The sequence below is a fragment of the Kitasatospora sp. NPDC101447 genome (assembly GCF_044767225.1).
Classification (GTDB): Bacteria; Actinomycetota; Actinomycetes; order Streptomycetales; family Streptomycetaceae; genus Kitasatospora.
This window is the reverse complement of record NZ_JBIWNL010000030.1, coordinates 84268-103810: the sequence shown is the minus strand read 5'-3', so window position 1 is coordinate 103810 and position 19543 is coordinate 84268. Positions and strand designations below refer to the sequence as shown.

The 19543-nt window shown below is 72.4% G+C and carries 16 protein-coding genes and 1 pseudogene; 12 read left to right on the top strand and 5 right to left on the bottom strand.

Annotated features, from left to right (window positions below):
- The 6 genes and pseudogenes from ACIRST_RS31670 to ACIRST_RS31645 form a co-directional block, all read left to right on the top strand.
- Window positions 1-100: pseudogene (locus tag ACIRST_RS31670) on the top strand (IS481 family transposase); the annotation flags it as partial.
- Between the two features lie 191 nt (window positions 101-291).
- Window positions 292-837 (top strand): hypothetical protein, encoded by a 546-nt coding sequence (locus ACIRST_RS31665; protein WP_402806395.1) that lies wholly within the window; start codon window positions 292-294, stop codon window positions 835-837.
- A 194-nt stretch (window positions 838-1031) separates the two neighbouring features.
- Window positions 1032-1811, top strand: coding sequence for an HAD-IIA family hydrolase (locus ACIRST_RS31660; protein WP_350521867.1), 780 nt, complete (start codon window positions 1032-1034; stop codon window positions 1809-1811).
- Window positions 1812-1902: 91 nt separating this feature from the next.
- On the top strand, window positions 1903-3165 hold the full coding sequence (locus ACIRST_RS31655) for a low temperature requirement protein A (RefSeq protein ID WP_402806392.1): 1263 nt from the start codon (window positions 1903-1905) through the stop codon (window positions 3163-3165).
- 78 nt (window positions 3166-3243) lie between these two features.
- The gene (locus ACIRST_RS31650) at window positions 3244-3972 is read left to right on the top strand and encodes a uracil-DNA glycosylase (protein WP_350521869.1); all 729 of its coding nucleotides are present in this window, start codon (window positions 3244-3246) and stop codon (window positions 3970-3972) included.
- Between the two features lie 214 nt (window positions 3973-4186).
- Window positions 4187-5239 (top strand): glycoside hydrolase family 6 protein, encoded by a 1053-nt coding sequence (locus ACIRST_RS31645; protein ID WP_402806390.1) that lies wholly within the window; start codon window positions 4187-4189, stop codon window positions 5237-5239.
- A 102-nt stretch (window positions 5240-5341) separates the two neighbouring features.
- Here ACIRST_RS31645 and ACIRST_RS31640 read toward each other — a convergent pair whose 3' ends face one another.
- From ACIRST_RS31640 to ACIRST_RS31625, 4 genes are all read right to left on the bottom strand, one after another.
- The gene (locus ACIRST_RS31640; RefSeq protein WP_402806388.1) at window positions 5342-7273 is read right to left on the bottom strand and encodes a galactose oxidase-like domain-containing protein; all 1932 of its coding nucleotides are present in this window, start codon (window positions 7271-7273) and stop codon (window positions 5342-5344) included.
- 16 nt (window positions 7274-7289) lie between these two features.
- Window positions 7290-9545, bottom strand: coding sequence for a glycosyltransferase family 2 protein (locus ACIRST_RS31635; protein ID WP_402806386.1), 2256 nt, complete (start codon window positions 9543-9545; stop codon window positions 7290-7292).
- 391 nt (window positions 9546-9936) lie between these two features.
- On the bottom strand, window positions 9937-10707 hold the full coding sequence (locus tag ACIRST_RS31630; protein ID WP_402806384.1) for a 3-oxoacid CoA-transferase subunit B: 771 nt from the start codon (window positions 10705-10707) through the stop codon (window positions 9937-9939).
- A 4-nt stretch (window positions 10708-10711) separates the two neighbouring features.
- Window positions 10712-11473, bottom strand: a complete 762-nt coding sequence (locus ACIRST_RS31625) for a CoA transferase subunit A (protein WP_402806382.1) — start codon at window positions 11471-11473, stop codon at window positions 10712-10714.
- Window positions 11474-11808: 335 nt separating this feature from the next.
- Between ACIRST_RS31625 and ACIRST_RS31620 the strand changes: the two genes are divergently transcribed.
- From ACIRST_RS31620 to ACIRST_RS31595, 6 genes are all read left to right on the top strand, one after another.
- On the top strand, window positions 11809-13080 hold the full coding sequence (locus tag ACIRST_RS31620) for a substrate-binding domain-containing protein (RefSeq protein WP_402806379.1): 1272 nt from the start codon (window positions 11809-11811) through the stop codon (window positions 13078-13080).
- A 5-nt stretch (window positions 13081-13085) separates the two neighbouring features.
- A complete protein-coding gene (locus ACIRST_RS31615) occupies window positions 13086-13883 on the top strand; it encodes an ABC transporter ATP-binding protein (RefSeq protein ID WP_402806376.1) in 798 nt (265 codons plus the stop codon).
- Between the two features lie 56 nt (window positions 13884-13939).
- Entirely contained in the window at window positions 13940-14743 is an 804-nt protein-coding gene (locus ACIRST_RS31610) for an ABC transporter ATP-binding protein (protein ID WP_402806403.1), read from the top strand.
- Entirely contained in the window at window positions 14743-15609 is an 867-nt protein-coding gene (locus ACIRST_RS31605) for a branched-chain amino acid ABC transporter permease (protein WP_350521876.1), read from the top strand. The genes ACIRST_RS31610 and ACIRST_RS31605 overlap by 1 nt, the downstream gene beginning before the upstream one ends.
- A gap of 119 nt (window positions 15610-15728) precedes the next feature.
- The gene (locus ACIRST_RS31600; protein ID WP_402806372.1) at window positions 15729-16859 is read left to right on the top strand and encodes a branched-chain amino acid ABC transporter permease; all 1131 of its coding nucleotides are present in this window, start codon (window positions 15729-15731) and stop codon (window positions 16857-16859) included.
- Entirely contained in the window at window positions 16856-17761 is a 906-nt protein-coding gene (locus tag ACIRST_RS31595; RefSeq protein ID WP_350521878.1) for an alpha/beta hydrolase, read from the top strand. Before ACIRST_RS31600 ends, ACIRST_RS31595 begins: the two co-directional genes overlap by 4 nt.
- Window positions 17762-17922: 161 nt before the next feature.
- Here ACIRST_RS31595 and ACIRST_RS31590 read toward each other — a convergent pair whose 3' ends face one another.
- A complete protein-coding gene (locus ACIRST_RS31590; RefSeq protein ID WP_350521879.1) occupies window positions 17923-19203 on the bottom strand; it encodes a hypothetical protein in 1281 nt (426 codons plus the stop codon).
- Window positions 19204-19543: the final 340 nt, after the last annotated feature.

The window sequence follows — 19543 nt, the reverse complement described above, 5'->3', positions numbered from 1 at the left end:
CGACTGGCTCCACACCTACAATCACCACCGCGGACACACCGCACTCGCAGGCAAACCACCCGCCAGCCGCGTTCCCAACCTCACGGGCCAGAACAGCTAGGCCGACGGCCGGGTCCCGGTCTCGGTCCGGGTCCCGGTCTCGGTCTCGGGCCGGGCCCTGGGTGTCGGCGCGGCACACCGGCGCACCCTCCCGACCGCGGCGGAAGGGCGTGCCGGTGCGCCGCAGTGCCGCTCCGCGCCCACCGTCCGGTCCGTAGGCGGCGCCGGCTCTCCCGGGTCGGCCGTTTCCCGGTGCCCGAGGTCCGCCGGGATACTTCCGGGGTGCTGTTGACCTGGATCGCCGAGGTGGCGGATGAGCCGCTGGTGCTGGAGCCGACCGACCGGCGGGTGGAGTGGGAGACCAACACCTGGTGGCTGGGTGCGGAGGACGAGGACAGGCGGGCCCTGTCGGTGCCGGAGGTGGTCGCCGCCTTCGAGCGGACCGCCGAAGGCATCCGGCGCCGCATCCGCGGGATGGGCTTCGCCGGGGTGGCGACGTTCTACGTGTGGCACGACGAGCAGGCAGGGCAGCTCCGGTGCTCGACCGGATCGGTGGCCGCGGACCAGTTGCCGTTCGGCGGTGCCTACGTGCCGTCCGGCGACCTCGGCGCCGTGATCGAGGGCTTCCTGAGCGACCGGGGGCCGGGCGTCGTCGCCTGGTCGGACCTTGAGGACCTGTCGGATCTTGAGGACGGGGCGGACCTTGAGGATGTGCACGACCGGTGCGGGCGGGCCCCCGAGCCGGAGGTGGCACCGTTTCCCGTGTGGGTGTGCAGTGTCGGGCGGGCTCCACGGTGACCGGTTCCGCCCGCCGGGGCGGCCTCGGCGGTGGTGCGGACGGCCGGGCAGGTCGGCTCTTCAGGGCGCGCTGACGGACGGCTACGCTGGGCGGTGTCAGGGCAGCCAGTGGCGCCCGGCCGGCCGAGGGTGTCCGGTCCGGAGCGGTGTTACGAGATCGACCAGAACCGTTGCAAGACCGAGGAGACACCTACGTGGCAGAGCGCAAGCCCATCGAGTCCTGGCTGACCGACATGGACGGGGTCCTCATCCACGAGGGCACGCCGATCCCCGGGGCGGAGGAGTTCCTGCGCCGGCTGCGGGAGTCCGGCAAGCCCTTCCTGGTCCTCACCAACAACTCGATCTACACCCCGCGCGACCTCAGCGCCCGCCTGGCCGGGATGGGCCTGGAGGTCCCGGAGGAGTGCATCTGGACCTCCGCCCTGGCCACCGCGAAGTTCCTCAAGAGCCAGCGCCCGAACGGCACCGCCTACGTGATCGGCGAGGCCGGGCTCACCACCGCGCTGTACCAGGCCGGCTACGTGCTGACCGACAACAACCCCGACTACGTGGTCCTCGGCGAGACCCGCACCTACTCCTTCGAGGCGCTCACCAAGGCGATCCGCCTGATCAACCAGGGCGCCCGGTTCATCTGCACCAACCCGGACGAGACCGGCCCCTCGCCCGAGGGCGTGCTGCCGGCCACCGGATCGGTCGCGGCGCTGATCACCAAGGCGACCGGCGTCGAGCCGTACTTCGTCGGCAAGCCCAACCCGCTGATGATGCGCGAGGCGCTGAACACCGCCGGCGCCCACTCCGAGAGCGCCGTGATGATCGGCGACCGGATGGACACCGACATCGTCGCGGGCATGGAGGCGGGCATGGAGACGATCCTGGTGCTCACCGGCCTGACCTCCGCCGCCGACGTGGAGCGCTTCCCGTACCGGCCGACCCGCGTGGTCAAGTCGATCGCGGACCTGGTCGAGCTGGTCTAGCCTCTGCGGTGCTGTCGTGGGCCCCGTTCCGGCCGTTCGCCGGGGCGGGGCCCGCTTCGTACGGTTCGGCATGCGGGGAGGCAAGGCGCGCATGAGCACGACGGGGGAGTCACCGGAGCCCGAGCTGCCGGGGACGGAACCGCGGGAGCCCGAGCAGGCGGGCCCGGAGGAGAAGCGGGTCACCTGGGCGGAGCTCTACTTCGACCTGGTCTTCGTCTTCGCGATCACGCAGGTCTCCGGCCTGCTGCACCACCACCACGACGCGGCCGGCCTGGTCCGGGCGCTGGTGGTCTTCGTGCCGGTGTACTGGTGCTGGGTGGGCACCACCGTGCAGGCCAACATCCGGGACGTGGACAACCTGCGGGACCGCCTCGGCATCCTGCTGGTCGGCCTGGCGGGCCTGTTCATGGCGCTCGCGATCCCGGGCGCGTACGGCGGGCGGGGCGTGCTGCTCGGCGCCGCGTACTGGCTGGCCCGGCTGGTGCTGCTGCTCCTGCTGGTCCGCGTCCCGGGCGTCTGGCGCGGCCCGTACGGCGTGGGCGTGCTGGTCAGCGGGCCGCTGCTGGTGACGGGCGGGCTGCTGCCGGACGGGCCGCGGTTGGTGCTGTGGACGGTGGCCGCGCTCTGTGACCTGGCCGCGCCGCTGGTGTTCCGCCGTCGGCTCGCCAAGGTCGCCTACCACCCCGAGCACATGCCGGAGCGGTTCGCGCTGTTCCTGCTGGTGGCGCTCGGCGAATCGATCGTCGGGATCGGTGGCACGGCGGCCTCCGCCCGGTTGGACGTGGCCGAACTCGCCGCGGTGGCGGTCGCGTTCACGATCTCGGCGGGCCTGTGGTGGCAGTACTTCGTGTACGCGGCCGATGCGATGCGGCATGCCGTGGTGATCGCCGACTCGCGCCGGGACGTGGTCCGGCGGATCTTCCAGTACGGGCACCTGGCGCTGGTCGCCGGGGTGATCGGGGTGGCGGTCGGCTTCGGGGAGACGGTCGCGGACCCGTGGCAGGCGCTCGGCCCGGGGTCGGTGACGTTGTTGTACGGCGGCTGCGGGCTGTACCTGCTGACCTTCGGGTACACGCGGTGGATGATGTTCCGCCAGGTCGCGTCGACCCGGATCGCCGCGGCCGTGGTGGCGCTGGCGCTGCTGCCCGCCATGGTGCGGCTGCCGGCGCTGGTGGTGCTGTCGACACTGGCGGTGCTGCTGGTGACGCTCAACGTGCTGGAGCACCTCCGGGTGGAGCGCGCCGCGCGCTCCGCCGCCGGGGCCTCGGCGGCGGCCTCGGCCTCGGCCTCGGATCCTGCCTCCGTGGCTGCTCCGGCCCCGGCCGCCGGCTCCGCGCCCGCTCCTGTGGAGTGAGTTGTCGGTGGGCCTGTGTAGCGTTCGGGGTGAAAGAGGGCGTGCGGCGCAGCAGCCGCGGTGTGGGAGGTAGATGTCGTGACGGACACGGTCGAGGCGGGCGTGGTCGAGGCCGGCGAGGGCGGCGGGCTGGAGCTGCCCGAGTCCTGGCGCGGGGTGCTGGGCGCCGAGACGGAGAAGCCGTACTTCGCCGAGCTGGCGGCCTTCGTGGCGGCTCAGCGCGCGGAGCACGAGGTGTTCCCGCCGAGCGGCCAGGAGTTCGCCGCGCTGGAGGCCACTCCGTACGACAAGGTCCGGGTACTGGTGCTCGGCCAGGATCCGTACCACGACAACGGCCAGGCCCACGGCATGAGCTTCTCGGTGCTGCCCGGCACCAAGACGCCGCCTTCGCTGCGCAACATCTTCAAGGAGCTGGACGCCGACCTGGGCATCCCGGCTCCGGACAACGGCTACCTGATGCACTGGGCCGAGCAGGGCGTGCTGCTGCTCAACGCGGTGCTCACGGTCCGTGCGCACGAGGCGAACTCGCACAAGGCCAAGGGCTGGGAGAAGTTCACCGACGCGGTGATCAAGGCGGTGAGCGAGCGCGAGGAGCCGGTGGTCTTCGTGCTGTGGGGCAACTACGCGAAGAAGAAGCTGCCGCTGATCGACACCGAGAAGCACGTGGTGGTGCAGGGCGCGCACCCGTCGCCGCTGTCCGCCAAGCTGTTCTTCGGCAGCCGTCCGTTCTCGCAGATCAATGCCGCGCTGGACGGTTTCGGCGGCGAGCCGATCGACTGGCAGGTGCCCGACCTGAAGCAGGCCTGAGCCTCGGCCCGGGGTTCGTCGGGGGCGGATCCCGGGGTCCGGTGGCCGTGGTCGGACGGGTTCGATCTCCCGTTCGCCCACGGCCACTTGGCGTTCACGGCTGGCGGCCGTCGGTCGGTACCGGGTGTGCTTAGCTGGTGCCGATCGGTCGCCGGACCGGTCCTGGGAGGGGCGGTACGTGCACGGGCTGGGGCGGGCGAGGACGTTTCGGTGGGTGAGGGCCTCCCGGTGGGTCGTGGGGGCGGCGCTGGCCGGGGTGCTGGTGGCCGTGTCCGGTTGCAGCGGTTCGGGCGGCGGCGCAGGCGGCGGGTCCGCCTCCTCGGGCGGCGCAGCCGCCTCCGGAGCCACCGTCGCGGGCACGGCCGCCGGGTCCGGTGGTCTCGCCCAGCTGCCCGGGCAGACCTTCTTCGTCTCGGACCGGACCAACGCGGCCCTGCAGGTGACGGCGCTGCGCGGCCAGGGCCGGACGGCGGAGGCGGACACGCTGCTGAAGATCGCCTCCCAGCCCTCGTCGCAGTGGCTCGGTGAGCAGGGGGCGAAGGAGATCGCCGAGCAGGTGAGCCGGCGGGCCGCCGAGGCGGACCGGACGGCGGTCTTCGTCGCGTACGACATCCCGCACCGCGACTGCGGCCAGTACTCGGCCGGCGGCGCCGCGGACGCCGCCGCCTACCGGGCCTGGATCGCCGACGTGGCCCGGGCCCTCGGCGACCGCAAGGCCTGGGTGGTGCTGGAGCCGGACGCCGTCGCGCACACCCTGGACACCTGCGGCATCAAGGGCGACCTGGCCGCCGAGCGGTACGGCCTGCTGGCCTTCGCCGTCCAGGAGTTGAAGAAGCGTCCGAACGTCCGGGTCTATCTGGACGCGGGCAACCCCGGCTGGGCGCAGGATCCGGACGAGCTGGCCGGTGCGCTGCGCAAGGCGGGCATCGCCGCCGCGGACGGTTTCGCCGTGAACGTCGCCAACTTCTACGACACCGAACGGAACGCGGCGTACGGCGCCCGGCTATCCGCCGCGCTGGGCGGGAAGCACTTCGTCATCGACACCAGTCGCAGCGGCAACGGTGCGCTGGGCGGCGACTCCTGGTGCAACCCGCCCGGGCGTGCCCTGGGTGAGCGGCCGACCGCCGAGACCGGTCGGCCGGGGGTGGACGCCTACCTGTGGATCAAGAACCCGGGCGAGTCCGACGGGGACTGCGGACGCGGCGAGCCCCGGGCGGGCGAGTTCTGGCTGCCGTACGCGCTCGGGCTGGCGCAGGCGGCGCGCTGAGGCAGCGGGCTGCGCCCGTGCCCCGGGACCGTGCGTCCGCCCGGTTGGGCTGCCTGTCCGTCCGGTCCGGCTGCCTTCCCGGGCCGGTCCGCTCAGCTCAGCTCAGCCGGTGACCTGGATCCAGCGGGCGACCGACGGGGTGCCGGCGGCGTCCGTCAGGAACAGCATGTACCAGCCCGGGGGCAGCAGGTTGGGGTTGCCGGGGAGGGCGAGCGAGATGCCGTCCGCCGTCCGCCCGGTGATGTCGAGGGCCACCGAGCGCTGTTCGACGTCCGTCACGTGGGTGACCGAACTCGGCCGGATCAGCTTGGCGGTGGCGACGGCCTCCGGCCGGGAGGTGCCGACGCTGACGGTGCCGCCGAGCTTCGCCGCCTGCGGCGCGGCGCCCACCTGCGGGCGGTCGCCGCGGTACAGGTAGGGCGGGGTGTAGATCTCGATGCGCTGCTCGAAGCCGCCGGGCTGGGTCTCGGCCTTGTCGGCGAAGAGCGGGTTGGAGCCGAGCACGGCGACCCGGCCGTCGGGCAGCAGCAGCGCCTCCGAGTGGTAGTTGCGGCCGACGGTCGGCTCGGCGGCGGTGGTGAAGCTGTTGGAATCCGGGTGGTACACCTGCGCCTTGAGCAGGTCGCTGTCGCCCCGGCCGCGGTAGCCGCTGGAGCCGCCGGTGGTGAAGACGGTGTCGTCCGGGAGGATCACGCTGTTGAGGTAGCGGGTGCCGCCGGCCGGCAGGTCCGGGCCGGGGGTGAAGGAGGGCTTGGCGGCGGAGAGGTCGGCGATGTCGGTGCGCGCCGTGGACAGCGGCGACTCGCCGACGCCACCGCCGCCGAGGACCATCACCCTCTGCGACTGCGCGGGCGGCAGCAGCACCGAGGAGGAGGTCTCGGTCAGGCCCGGGTCGCGCAGGCCGGGGACGGGCTGGAAGGTGTTGTTCGACAGGTCCCAGACGCCCGGCTCGCGGCCCTTGTCGGCGGGGCCGTAGCCCCCGTTCGAGCCGGAGTAGAAGAGCCTGCCGGAGGCGGTCAGGAAGATCGCCGGGTAGGTCGGGAAGTAGTGGTCGGGCGCCTTGGCCCAGGTCTTGTCCTTCGGGTCGTAGATCTCGTTGTCGTTGCCGTTGAGGATCCGGCCGGCGTCGTCCAGCCCGGAGACGGTGACCACCCGGCCGTCGCCCAGCCCGGTCAGCGTCGGGTACCAGCGGGCGTAGGCCATGTCGGTGACCGGCTCGTACAGTTCGGTGTCCGGGTTGAACTCGAAGGCGGAGCGGATGCCCTGGTACTCCTGTTTGTCCAGGGTCAGCTTGTCGCTCTGGCCGTAGAGGTTGCGGGCGTCGGCGCCGCTCAGGTCCTTGATCCGGTACTGGGCGGGCGAGCTGGCGACGTAGTCGGGGCCGGTGCCGACCGCCTCGACGAACACGTGCTGCTCGCCGGCGGTGATCACGGTCTGCTTGCCGGAGCCGCTCTTGGTCGCGGCCGGGACGGTCACCGGGACGGTGCTGGCGTACTCGCGGCCGTTCGGGGCGACGAAGACGGTGCCCTTCGGGAGGGTCCGGGCGCGCTCGGGGCTCTCGTTGCGCACCCGCATGACGCCGGCCGCCTTCTTCACCGCGCCCGCCAGCTTCTCGTACCGCTGGGTGCCGCCGGCGACCAGGACCCGGCCGTCCGGCAGCGAGGTGTGCCCGCCGCAGAACATGTCGGCCGGGGTGGGCACCAGCTTGTAGGTGTTCCGGGCCGGGTCCCAGAGCAGGCTCTTGAAGGTGCCCGCGTTGAACTGCTTCTCGTCGTTGCCGGAACCGGCCACGATCAGCACCTTGCCGGTGCGCAGCAGGGTGGCGTGGACGGCGTTGACCCGGAACTCGGCGGGCAGCGTCAGGGTCTGCCAGTGGCCGTACTGCGCCTTGTACTCGGGGCGGTTGATCACGTAGTGGTGGTACTGCTGGGTCGCGAAGCCGAGGACGGCCGGCGCGTTCATCCCCGCCACGGTCAGTGCGACGGTGCTGCCGAGGGCGAAGCGCTTGGTGCGGCCGGTCTTGTGGATCCTCACGGTGGTTGCTACTCCCTCAGTGGATGGGGGTGCCGCTCTCGTGCTGCGGGGTCCGGACGAACGGTGCGGGGTGCGCGGGGTGCGCCGGCTGCTGCGGGTGCGGGTGCGGGTGCGGGTGCGGGTGCGGGCGCGGCAAGTGCTGAGCGTGCTGCGCGGGCTGCGGGTGCTGAGCGGGCTGGGCGGGCTGCGGGCCCCGCGGGTCGCGGGCGTGGCGCGGGCGGCGCTTCTCCAGCAGGACCTTCGGGTCTGCGGCCGGGCCGCCCGTGACGGTGAGGGTGGCGGTGGGCCGGGTGCGGCGGCGGCGTACGGTGTCCCCGGCCAGGATCAGGAGTGGCAGCAGGGTCAGCGCCAGGGCGATCCAGGCCCAGGTGCGCATCGCGACGTGGTCGTAGCCGGTGAAGTACGAGGCGGTGATCGCGCCGCCGAACACCAGTGTCCAGAACAGGTGGAAGCGGAAGGTGCCGAGGCGGTCGGTGCTGGCCGAGCGGCCCTTCGGCGTCACCTCGAAACGGCTGCGGCGGCGTACCAGCGCCTGCAGCAGCGAGGCCGCGTAGATCGGTCCGCAGAGCGCCGACATCACCATTCCGGCGACCCCGGACGAGCCGGCCGGCTCGTGCGGGCTCACGTTGTGCTTGCGGTTCCAGGTGTAGAGCAGGAGTTGGAGGGCGGCGGCGTCGCTGTAGAGCATCATCCAGATCTCGGAGGAGACGTGGACGCCCGAGGCGCCGAAGCCCAGGTAGAGCACGCTGGACAGGCCGCCGAGCAGCCAGGTGAGCGCGGCCATCGGGTAGAAGAGCACCATCAGCGAGTAGTTGAGCAGCCGGCCCGGTGAGAGCTGCCAGAGCACCCGCCAGTACTGGGTGAGCAGGGTCTCGTAGGTGCCCCGGCTCCAGCGGAGCTGCTGGGAGAAGAAGTCGGTCCAGGAGGAGGGGCCTTCGCCGACGGCGAGCACGTCCGGGGTGTACACGGACTTCCAGCGCTCTCCGGTCTTCGGGTTACGGCTCCGGTGGAACTCCAGACCGGTCGCCATGTCCTCGGTGATGGAGTCGTACAACCCGCCGATCGACTGGAGTGCGCGGATTCTGACGGCGTTGTTGGTTCCGACGAACATGGGCGCGCCGTAACGGTTTCCGGCGCGCTGGATGAGGGCGTGGAAGAGGTACTGCTGGCTCTCGGAGAATTTGGTGACGGCGGAGCCCGAGCTGCGGTAGTTCCCGTACACCTGGGGGCCGACCACGAATGCCACGTCGGGGTCGCGGAAGTAGCCGAGCATGCGCTCGCAGAAGTCCGGCAGCGGAACGTGGTCGGTGTCGACGGCCACCCAGAAGTCGTAGTCGTCGCCGTGCGCCTGGAGCCAGGCGTTGTAGTTGCCGTGCTTGCTCCTGGCGCGGAACCGGCCCTCGGGGCGGTTCCAGTGCGGCCGGCCTGCCCGGGTGAAGTGGCGGACGCCCAGCTCGGCGCAGAGCTCCCGCATTGCAGAATCGTTTCCCTCATCCAACAGCCAGACGTCGTAGGGGCCGTCGTGCCGCACGGCGCGGGCGGCGGCCAGCGTGGCCCGGACCATCTCGGGCGGCTCCTTGCCCGGCACGCAGGCGGTGAGGAAGGCGACCCGGGTGCCCCGTTCCGGGGTCACGGGGATCGGATCGCGGGCGACGAGGGTGGCGTGGGCGTTGGAGACCACGTTGACCAGCCGGAACACCTCGACCACGGCGATGATCCCGATCATCACCTTGTCGCCGAGCAGCACCAGGACGTTCGTCTCGTCCAGCCGCTCCGGCCAGTGCTCCGGCAGCAGGAGCCAGATCAGCAGCACCGCCTCCACGACGGGGGCGGCCGCCAGCAGCAGGGCGGCCCGGATCCGGTGCGGCTCGCGGCGCAACAGGCTCCGGTAGCGGACGCGGTACGGCGCGCGGTACGGGTCGGCGGAGGGCCCGGGCTGCGAAGCGCCTGCCGGGGGCGGGGCCGCCGGGCCGCCCAGGGGGGTTGTCGCGGGGCCGGGGTTGGGGCTGGCGTCGGGGGTGCGGCCGGGGCCGGCGCCGGGGATGTGGCCGGGGGCGGGGGCAGGGTGGGCCGGCTCGGGGCAGTAGATCCCGCCGCCGAGGTCGCCGTCGTCGTCCGGATCGTGTGCCGGGCCGGCGAGGCGGCTGAAGTGGCCGTAGTCGTACGGGGCTTCGGGTATGGGTAACTCGCTCAGGGCGGCTCCGTCGAGCTGCCCGGTGCCTCGCCCCCGGGCCGTTCCGATGCCCTTTCGTCGCGAGAACGGCGTGGTCATAGCTGCTCCCCCCGGAGTTCACCTTGCGGTACTGCTCGGCCTCGTCGTGGAGTCGTCGTCCAGACAGAACACGGCCCGGTGAACTGCGGCCTTTCCAGGCAGTTCACCGGGCTGTTCGGCACATGAAGTGTGCGACTGGTTCAGTTGTGCGCCTGCACGGTGACTTCGAATGCGGGACCCGGCGAAACTCCCGGCTTCCCCTCCGGGCGCTCAGATCCGCTAGGTGGTCAACTCTCCCGGAGCGTCACGGTGATTGCAACCGTTCCGAGAAATGATCACCACCCAGGCATGAAGACCCAGTGGTTCCGGGCCGATCGCGCGGCCGGAGGTGATATGGATACGAATTCCTTCCGAGGGCGAGCCCCGTGGCGCGTCGGAGCGGGCGACGGGGTCATCCGGGCGGCAGCAGGGCGGCTCCGGTCGCCGCCCGGACCTCCTCGAACCCGACGCCCGGCGCCGTCTCCACCACGCGCAGCCCCTCCGGGGTCACGTCGATCACCGCGAGATCGGTGACGATCCGGTCCACGACTCCTCGACCCGTCGCGGGGAGCGACAGCTCGTCGACGATCTTCGGCGAGCCGTCCCTGGCGGTGTGCTCCATCACGACGATCAGCCGACGGGCCCCGTGCACCAAGTCCATCGCACCGCCCATGCCCTTGACCGTCTTGCCGGGGATCATCCAGTTCGCGAGGTCACCGGCGGCCGACACCTGCATCGCACCGAGCACCGAGACGTCGATCCGGCCCGCCCGGATCATGCCGAAGGAGAGGGCGGAGTCGAAGTACGAGGCCCCGGGGGCGACCGTCACGGTCTCCTTCCCGGCGTTGATCAGGTCGGCGTGCTCCGCGCCCTGCTCCGGGTACGGGCCGACGCCGAGGATCCCGTTCTCGGAGTGCAGCACCACCTCGACGCCCCGCGGGAGGTGGTCGGGGATCAGGGTGGGCAGGCCGATGCCCAGGTTCACGTACTGCCCGTCGCCCAACTCCCGTGCGGCGCGGGCGGCCAGGGCGTTGCGCCGGTCGAGGCCGGTGGCAGCGGTGGCGGTGGCGGCAGCGGTGGCGGTGGCGGCAGCGGTCGTCGCGGCGCCGTCCCCGCGGCCGGTACTGGAGGCGGGGACGGCGCCGGTGCCGGGGACGGGCATGGTGCTGCTCGGGGCGGACATCGGCTCAGACCTCCTGGAGTGCGGGGCGGACGGTCCGGCGCTCGATGCGGCGGTCCTCGGGGTCGGCGGCCACCACCCGGTCGACGTACACCCCGGGCAGGTGCACGGCGTCCGGCGGCAGCTCGCCCGGCTCGACGATCCGGTCCGCCTCGACCAGGGTGATCCGGCCCGCCGCCGCGCAGAGCGGGTTGAAGTTGCGGGCGGCCGCGTGGAACACGCAGTTGCCGTGCCGGTCCGCCACCTCGGCGCGGACCAGCGCGAAGGACGCCGTGATCGCCTCCTCCAGCAGGTACCGGCGGCCGCCGAACTCCCGGACCTCCTTGGGCGGCGAGGCCACGGCCACCGAACCGTCCGCCGCGTAGCGCCACGGCAGCCCGCCCTCCTCGACCTGGGTGCCGACCCCGGCCGGGGTGAAGAACGCCGGGATGCCGGCGCCGCCCGCCCGGAGCCGTTCGGCCAGCGTGCCCTGCGGGGTCAGCTCCACCTCCAGCTCGCCGGAGAGGTACTGCCGGGCGAACTCCTTGTTCTCCCCGACGTACGACGAGGTCATCCGGGCGATCCGGCCCGCCCGCAGCAGCCGGCCCAGCCCCCAGTCGTCCACCCCGCAGTTGTTCGAGACCACGCGCAGCCCGGTCGGGCCGGCGTCCACCAGCGCACCGATCAGGGTGCTCGGGATGCCGCAGAGGCCGAAGCCGCCGACGGCCAGCACGGCGCCGTCGGGGATGTCCCCGACCGCGTCGGCGGGAGAGTCCAGGACCTTGTCCAAGGGATCACCTCGTGAGGGAGTGGATGGAAGGGGGGAGGGGAGAGCGGGCGCGGGCCCGGCCCGCTCCTTTGCCGGGGCCGTCCCGGCTCGCAGGCGCCGCTCTCCACCGTCACCGCCCACGGGCCGGCGCAGCGATGGCGGCCACCGCCATGGGTGGGTGCGGACCCGTGTCGGCGGGCCACACCCGCGCGCCCCGGGGGCGTTGCCGGACCGGCGGTATGTCGACCAGGGCCACATCCCGCCGGGCCGATGCATCGCCCGGCCACATGTCGCCGCTCCCACCGCACACCTACGGTTCCGGCATCCACCCCGCCGCACCTCAGGAGTCGGTCACCATGCGCAGTTCGACAGCCCCCACCGGGACCGCCTCCGGCGTCGGCCCGGGCGATTCCCTGACCGGCGGACCGGCCCGGAAGCTCGCCGTCCTCGCGGCGTGCGTCCTGCTCGCCGCGGGCTGCGCCAAGGCCGGTACCGCCGGGACGGGCGCGGCGGACGGCGGTGGCAAGGGTCCGGTCAGGGTGGGCCTGGTGTACTCCAGGACCGGACCGTTGGCGGCCTACGGCAAGCAGTACCTGGAGGGATTCAAGGCCGGCCTGAGCTATGCGACCAAGGGCACCGGAGCGGTCGACGGGCACAAGATCGAGTTCGAGGAGCAGGACGACGCGGGCGACCCGGCCAAGGCGGTGTCCGCCGCCAAGGACCTGATCGGCAAGGGCTACAAGGTGCTGGCCGGCTCCACCGCCTCCGGCGTGGCCCTCCAGGTCGGCCCGATCGCCGCCCAGAACAAGGTGCTCTTCATCAGCGGCCCGGCCGCCGCCGACAAGGTCACCGGTCTGAACACGTACACCTTCCGTTCCGGCCGCCAGTCCTACCAGGACATCAGGACCGCGGCCTCGTTCGTGGGCGATGCCAAGGGCAAGAAGGTCACCGTGCTCGCCCAGGACAACGCCTTCGGGCAGGCCAACGTGGCCGCCGTCAAGGCGGTGCTCGGCGCCGAGGGGGCGACGGTCGACCAGGTGCTCGCCCCGCCGAGCGCCACCGACCTCACGCCCTTCGCCACCCAGGCCAGGACCGCCAAACCCGACCTGCTGTTCGTCGCCTGGGCCGGTGACACCGCCTCGGCCCTGTGGACGGCGCTCAACCAGCAGGACGTGTTCACCGACACCAAGGTCGTCACCGGCCTCGACCTGGCGGCCTCCTACCCGCTGTTCGGACCGGCCGGCGAGAAGATCTCCTTCCTGAACCACTACTTCGGTGGTGCCGCGGGCACCCCGGTCGAGAAGGCCATGGACGAGGCCGTCACCGCTGCCGGTGGGAAGACCGACATCTTCACCCCTGACGGCTTCACCGCGGCCCAGATGATCGTGCACGCCGTCGAGGCCGCCCACGGCTCCGCCGACGACACGTCGGCCCTGGTCAAGGCGCTGGAGGGTTGGAGCTTCGACGGGGTGAAGGGCAGGACCACGGTCCGCGCCGAGGACCACGCCCTCCTCCAGCCGATGTTCCAGGTCCGGCTGACCGGCACCGGGTCCGCTGCCAAGCCCTCGGTGGAGAAGGTGCTGACCGCGGACGAGGTGGCGCCGCCGGTCGCCCCGATGGCGGGCTGATCCCGATGCCCGCCCGTACCGCCACCGCTCCTGCCGCGTCGGCCGTGTGCTCCTCCTCCCCGGTGCTGGGACTGGACGGGCTCGGTTGGTCCGTCCGCGGGGTGCCCATCGTCGAGGACGTCTCCTTCTCGGTCGGCGAAGGCGAGTTCATCGCCTTCATCGGGCCCAACGGCGCCGGCAAGACCTCCCTCTTCAACCTGATCTCCGGCATCCACCCGGCCACCCGCGGCAGGCTCCGGCTCGACGGCGCGGACGTCACGGCCGAGAGCGTGCACGCGCGGGCTCGCCGGGGGCTCGGCCGCACCTTCCAGACCTCCTCCCTCTGGCCGGGCATGACGGTCGCCGACCATGTCCGGTTGGCCGCGCAGGCGGCCGCCGGCCCGCGCGCCTCGTACCGGCTCTGGCGCCGGGCCGACCGCTACGAGGAGCAGCTGGCCGACACCCTGCACCGCACCGAGCTCACCGATCGCGCCGACACCCTGGCCGGCGCGCTCTCGCACGGGGAGAAGCGCAAGCTGGAGCTGGCCGTCCTCCTGGTCTCCGACCCGCGGCTGATCCTGCTGGACGAGCCGATGGCCGGCGTGAGCGCGGAGGAGGTACCGGCCCTCACCGAGCTGATCCGTTCCGTGCACCGCGACCTGGGCCGGACCGTCCTGATGGTCGAGCACCACATGGACGTCCTGCTCGGTCTGGCCGACCGGCTCGCGGTGATGCACCACGGCACCCTGCTCGCCCTGGACACCCCCGAGGCCGTGATGGCCGATCCGACCGTGCAACAGGCCTACCTGGGCGAGGCGTTGTGACCTCCTCTCCGCCCTCCTCGCCGCAGTCGTCCGCTTCTTCTCAGCCGTCCTCCTCGTTGGCGTCGGGTGCCGAACCCCTCCTCTCCGTCCGTGACCTGCGGGTGGTCGTCGAAGGGCTGCACATCCTGCACGGTGTCGACCTCGACGTGGCTCCCACCGGGGTCACCGCGCTCCTCGGCCGCAACGGTGCGGGCAAGACCACCACCGTCAAGGCCGTCATGGGCCTGGTGCCGCGTACGGGCAGCATCCGCCTCGGCGGTGCCGAACTCTCCTCCCTTCCCACACATCTGGTCGTTCGCCATGGCATCGGGTACGCGCCCGAGGACCGGGGGGTCTTCGCCGGTCTGACGGTCGCCGAGAACCTCCGCCTCGCCGAGCGCGGGGCCCCGGGCGGGGAGAGTGTCGCCGAGTCGAACTACCCGCTCGTCCACGAGCTCTTCCCCGAACTGAAGCACCGCGCCGGACAGTTGGCCGGGACGCTCTCCGGTGGCCAGCAGCAGATGGTGGCGATCGGCCGGACGCTGCTCAACCGCAACCGGTTGATCATCGCCGACGAGCCCACCAAGGGCCTGGCGCCCAGGATCGTCGCCGAGGTGGCCGAGGTCCTGGCGCGTGCAGCCGAGGCCGTGCCCGTCCTCCTCGTCGAGCAGAACCTCGCCCTCGTCCGCCGACTGGCCGGTACCTGCGCCGTCCTGGCCGACGGCCGCACCGCCCACCGCGGGGACACCGCCGAACTGTTGGCGGACGAGGAAGCCGCCCGCCGCCTGCTCGGCGTCGGCTCCCGCCACCCGCTCGCCGGCGGGTCCCGGCCCGCGGCCTCCCCGGCCGCTCCGGCCGTCACCGCGGAGGTGAAGCCCTGATGGACACCGTCGTCCTCCTTTCCTGTACCGGGCTCGGTCTCGGTGCGCTGTACTTCCTGGTCGCCTCCGGTCTGTCGCTGATCTTCGGTCTGATGGACGTGCTCAACTTCGCGCACGGCGCCCTGCTTTCCATCGGCGCGTACGCCACCTGGTGGGCGGGCGCCGAGGCCGGTCTCTCCTTCTGGCTCGCGGTGCCGTTCGGCACCCTGGTCGGGACGGCCGCCGCCGTCCTGCTGGAGCTCTTCCTGATCCGGCCGCTCTACAGCCGCCCGCGCGATCAGATCCTCGCCACCGTCGGGGTCGGGCTCGCCGTACCCGCCCTGCTCATGGGGATCTGGGGCGCGGACGCCCGCCCCTTCCCCCAGCCGGCCCTGCTGTCCGGCACCTGGCACGTGCTCGGTGCGACCGTCCCGGTCAACCGCTTCGTGCTGGTGGCTGCCGCCGCGCTGCTGTTGCTCGCTCTTCGGTTGTTCCTCGCCCGCACCCGCTACGGGCTGGTCGTCCGGGCCGGCGTCGAGGACCGGGCGATGGTCACGGCGCTCGGCATCGACGTCCGGAGGGCGTTCACCCTCGTCTTCGCCCTCGGCGGGGCGGCCGCCGCGCTCGGCGGCGCCCTCGGCGGTCTCTACTTCGGTTCGGTCAATCCCGGCCAGGGGACCGGTCTGCTCATCTTCGCCTTCGTCGTCGTGGTCATGGGGGGCATGGGATCCGTGACCGGGGCCGCCGCCGCCTCGGTGGGCGTCGGCCTCGTCCAGCAGTTCGCCAACTACTACACCGGCGCCGGGCTCGGCGACCTCTCGGTCGTCGTCCTGCTCGCCGTACTGCTTCTGGTCCGACCCCGTGGACTCACCGGGAGGCTCGCGTGACCGCCGAAACTCCGATCACGAGCACCGGTGGCCCCGCGGTCCACCGCAGTGCCGCCCCGGCAGGGGGGACTGACACCGGCCTTCCCACGACCCACAGGGAACACACACGCGAGTCCGCCATGATCACTCGAACAGGTGATTCATTCACTCATCGCTGGACAGTGCTGCACAGAGCGCTACGCTGGTGGCCGATCGCCCTGCTGATCACGCTCCTTGTCGCCCCATACAGTGCGCTTCCCGTCCCGGGACTGCTCGACGGCCCGCTCGGCAGCCCGGGAAGCCTCCAACTCCTCGCCCTGTGCCTGCTCTACGGGGCCCTCGCCACCGGCTACGACCTCCTGCTCGGCCGTACCGGACTGCTCTCCTTCGGCCACGCGCTCTACTTCGCGACCGGCCTCTACGCCACCGATCTCGGCATGCTGGAGCTGCAACTGCCGTTCGCCGCCGCCGCGGTGTTCGGCGTCGCCTGCACCGTGCTGCTGGCCCTGCTGCTCGGCTCGGTGAGCCTGCGCGTCACCGGCATCGGCTTCTCCATGGTCACCCTCGCCTTCGCCCAGGCCGGCTCCATCCTCGTCCAGCGGAACCCCGGTGGCGTCACCGGCGGCGAGGAGGGCCGGTCCGCCCCGGCCGACCTGCTGCCCTCCGGCCTGCTCGGGATCGAGAACACCGCCACCCTCTACTGGATCGCCGTCGGCTACCTGGTGCTGACGGTCGCCGCGGTCCACTGGGCCGTCAACTCGCCGATCGGGCGGGTCTGGGAGGGCATCAGGGAGAACGAGCGCCGGGTCGAGGTGCTCGGACTGCGCCCCTACGGCTACAAGTTGGTCGCCTTCGTGCTGGCCGGCGCGCTCGCCGGGCTGGGCGGGGTGGTCTACCTGCTGCTGACCGGCGGCGCCACCCCGCAGGCCGCCTCCTCGGACGCCACGCTCGCCCTCCTGGTCATGGTCGTCCTCGGCGGGTCCGGCACCCGCTGGGGCCCACTGCTCGGCGGTGTCCTGTACACCTGGGCGAGCCACCGGCTCGGCGACCTCGCCAACTCCACGGCCGTCGCGGACCTGCCCGCGGCGCTGCGGGTGCCGCTCTCCCAGCCCCTCTTCCTGCTCGGCGCGTTGTTCGTCGCCGTGGTCTACCTGCTGCCCGGCGGCCTGGCCGGTCTGCCCGCCCGCATCCGCGCCGCCAGATCCGCCCGCTCCGCCCGGACGCCGGCCGACGTCCGGACCGCCCGCCCCACCGGAGGTGCCCCCGCGTGAGCCAGTCACCACTGAAGCCCGAGGAGTCGACCGTTCCCGTGCCCGGCGGGGACCTGACCGTCCTGCGCTGGCCCGCCGACGAACCGGGAGCGCCGACGGTCGTGGCGGTGCACGGCATCACCGCCAACGGCCTCGCCTGGTTCGAGGTCGCCCGCAGGATGGCCGGACGCGTCACCCTGGTCGCGCCCGACCTGCGGGGCCGTGGCGCCAGCCGCTCGGTCTCCGGACCGTACGGACTGGCCCGGCACGCCGATGACGTGGCCGCACTGATCACCGCCCTCGACACGGGGCCCGCCGTGGTCGTCGGCCACTCGATGGGGGCCTGGGTCGCAGCCCTGGCCGCCGTGCGGCACCCCGGACTCGTCCGCCGGGTCCTGCTGGTGGACGGCGCGGTGACCTTCCCGCTGCCGGAGGGCGTTCGCGAGGAGGACGCCCTGGCCGCGGTGCTCGGGCCCGCACTGGCCCGGCTGTCGATGACCTTCCCGGACCAGGAGGCCTACCGGGAGTTCTGGCGCCGGCACCCGGCCTTCGGAGGTGCGTGGTCGGAGGGGATCGACGCCTACACCCAGCGCGACCTCGTCGGCGCGGTGCCCGAACTGCGCTCCTCCTGCGTGCTGGAGGCCGTGCAGGCCGACGGCGCCCAGGTGCTCCTCGACCGGGAGGCGGCTTCCGCCGTGCACCGGCTGCCCTGCCCGGCCGAACTGCTCTGGGCGGAACGCGGACTGCTCGACGAGCCGCAGGGCCTCTACGACCACCAACGGATCGGGCTGGCCGGGCTGGACCCGGAGCGGGTTCCGGCCTCGCCGGTGCCGGACTCCAACCACTACTCGATCCTCTGGGGCGAGGCCGGGGCCGACCGGATCGTCCGCAGCCTGCTCGCGGACGCCCCCGCCGCGGGGTAGCCACCCGCTCGACCGGACCGGGGCGGACCGGGGCGACAGCGGCCGGCGGGGTCAGGACACCCACCGGCCGCCACGCCCCCGGCGGCCCCGTTCCCGGCGGTCCACCCTCCTGGTGGTGCCGCCCCCAGCGGTGCTGCTCTCCGCCGCACCCCGACCGTGCGTCAGCCGGCCGTGCCGAGGAAGGTCTCCCAGCCGCCCGCCGGCGCCTGGCCGACGTTGAGCGAGCGCAGCTTGCGCAGGGTGGACTGGTCCTGCACCTCCAGCCACTCGACCAGCTGCTTGAAGGAGACCAGCCGGACGTCCGGCTTGCCGGCGATCGACTTGAGCGCCTGCTCGACGGCGTCCATGTAGATGCCGCCGTTCCACTGCTCGAAGTGGTTGCCGATGAAGAACGGTGCGCGGTTGCTGTTGTACGCGCGCTCGAAGCCCGCCAGGTAGGAGCCGGCGGCCTGGGTGCGCCAGTCGTTGTAGCTGGCCGGGTCGCCCTTGGTGCTGCCCTTGGACTGGTTGGCCAGGATGTTGTAGTCCATCGACAGGACCTGGAAGGTGTGCCCGGGGAACGGTATGGACTGCAGCGGGAAGTCCCAGACCTTGCCGTCCTGCACCTTCTGCGGCCATATCTGGAGGCCGCCCGACGAGCTGGCGTCGTACTTCCAGCCGAGCTTGGCGATGGTCGGCAGCAGCGCCTTCTGCCCCTCCAGGCACGGAGTGCGGCCGCCGATGAGCTCCTTCTTGTAGTCGAACGGGAGCGGATCGACGTCGGTGAAGCCGGTGTTGGTCCGCCACTGGGTGACGAAGCCGATGGCCTGGTCGATCTCGCTCTGCCAGTCCTCCGGGGTCCACATGTTGACCCCGTTCTTGTCCGGGCGGCTGGAGCAGAAGTGCCCGTTGAAGTGGGTGCCGATCTCGTGCCCGGCCAGCCAGGCCTGGCTGATGAGCTTGAGCGTGCTCTTGACCGCGCCGTCCGACAGGTACGGGATGTCCGAGGCCCCGACCGAGTGCTTCGGCGGGTGGTACAGGTCGGCCTTGCCCTTGGGCAGGGCGTAGATCCCGGAGAGGAAGAAGGTCATCGTGGCCTTGTACTGCTCCGCCAGCTTCAGGAAGCGGGGGAACTGGCCGTCCTCGGTGCCGCCGGCACCGTCCCAGGAGAAGACCACGAACTGCGGCGGCCGCTCGCCCGGCTTGAGCTTCTCGGGCTTGGGCTGGTTGGGCTGCGGGCCGGTGTCCGCATTGGAGCCGTCGCCGATCGGGGTGCCCTTGGGCACCACCGGCTGGGCCTGACCGCCGGCGCCGCCGTCCTGGGCGCCACTCGCGCCGCCGGAGCCGGGGGAGGCGGAGCCCTGACCCGACCCGGATCCGCCGCTGGAGCACGCCGAGACCGCGCCGAGGGCCGCGGTCGCAGCGGTCGCACTGAGCACCGTCCTGCGCGAGATGCTGGTCATGGTCTCCCCTGGGTACCGATACCGGTGGTGAGGGCGGTCCGTGGCCGCACCGGTCAAATCGGGCAATTGATGATTATTCCGCCGCTAGCATGTCATGTCGCCGCAACGGCCTCCAAGGCCGCCGGGCTCCGACGACTCTCAACACGTCGGGTGCGTCCGGCCGGGCTGCAGGGATCCGGTATCTGTTGCCGTCCTGTGACGCTTCGCATTCCTCGCGGCCCGCGCAGTACGGTACCGCCGGTCCGTCCGGGGTTGGTGGCGGTTCGTCAGCGTTCGGCCCGTTTGATCGCCCTTTTGGGGAAATTTTTGCCCCTTGATGGGCAGTGCGCCCCCAGGGCAG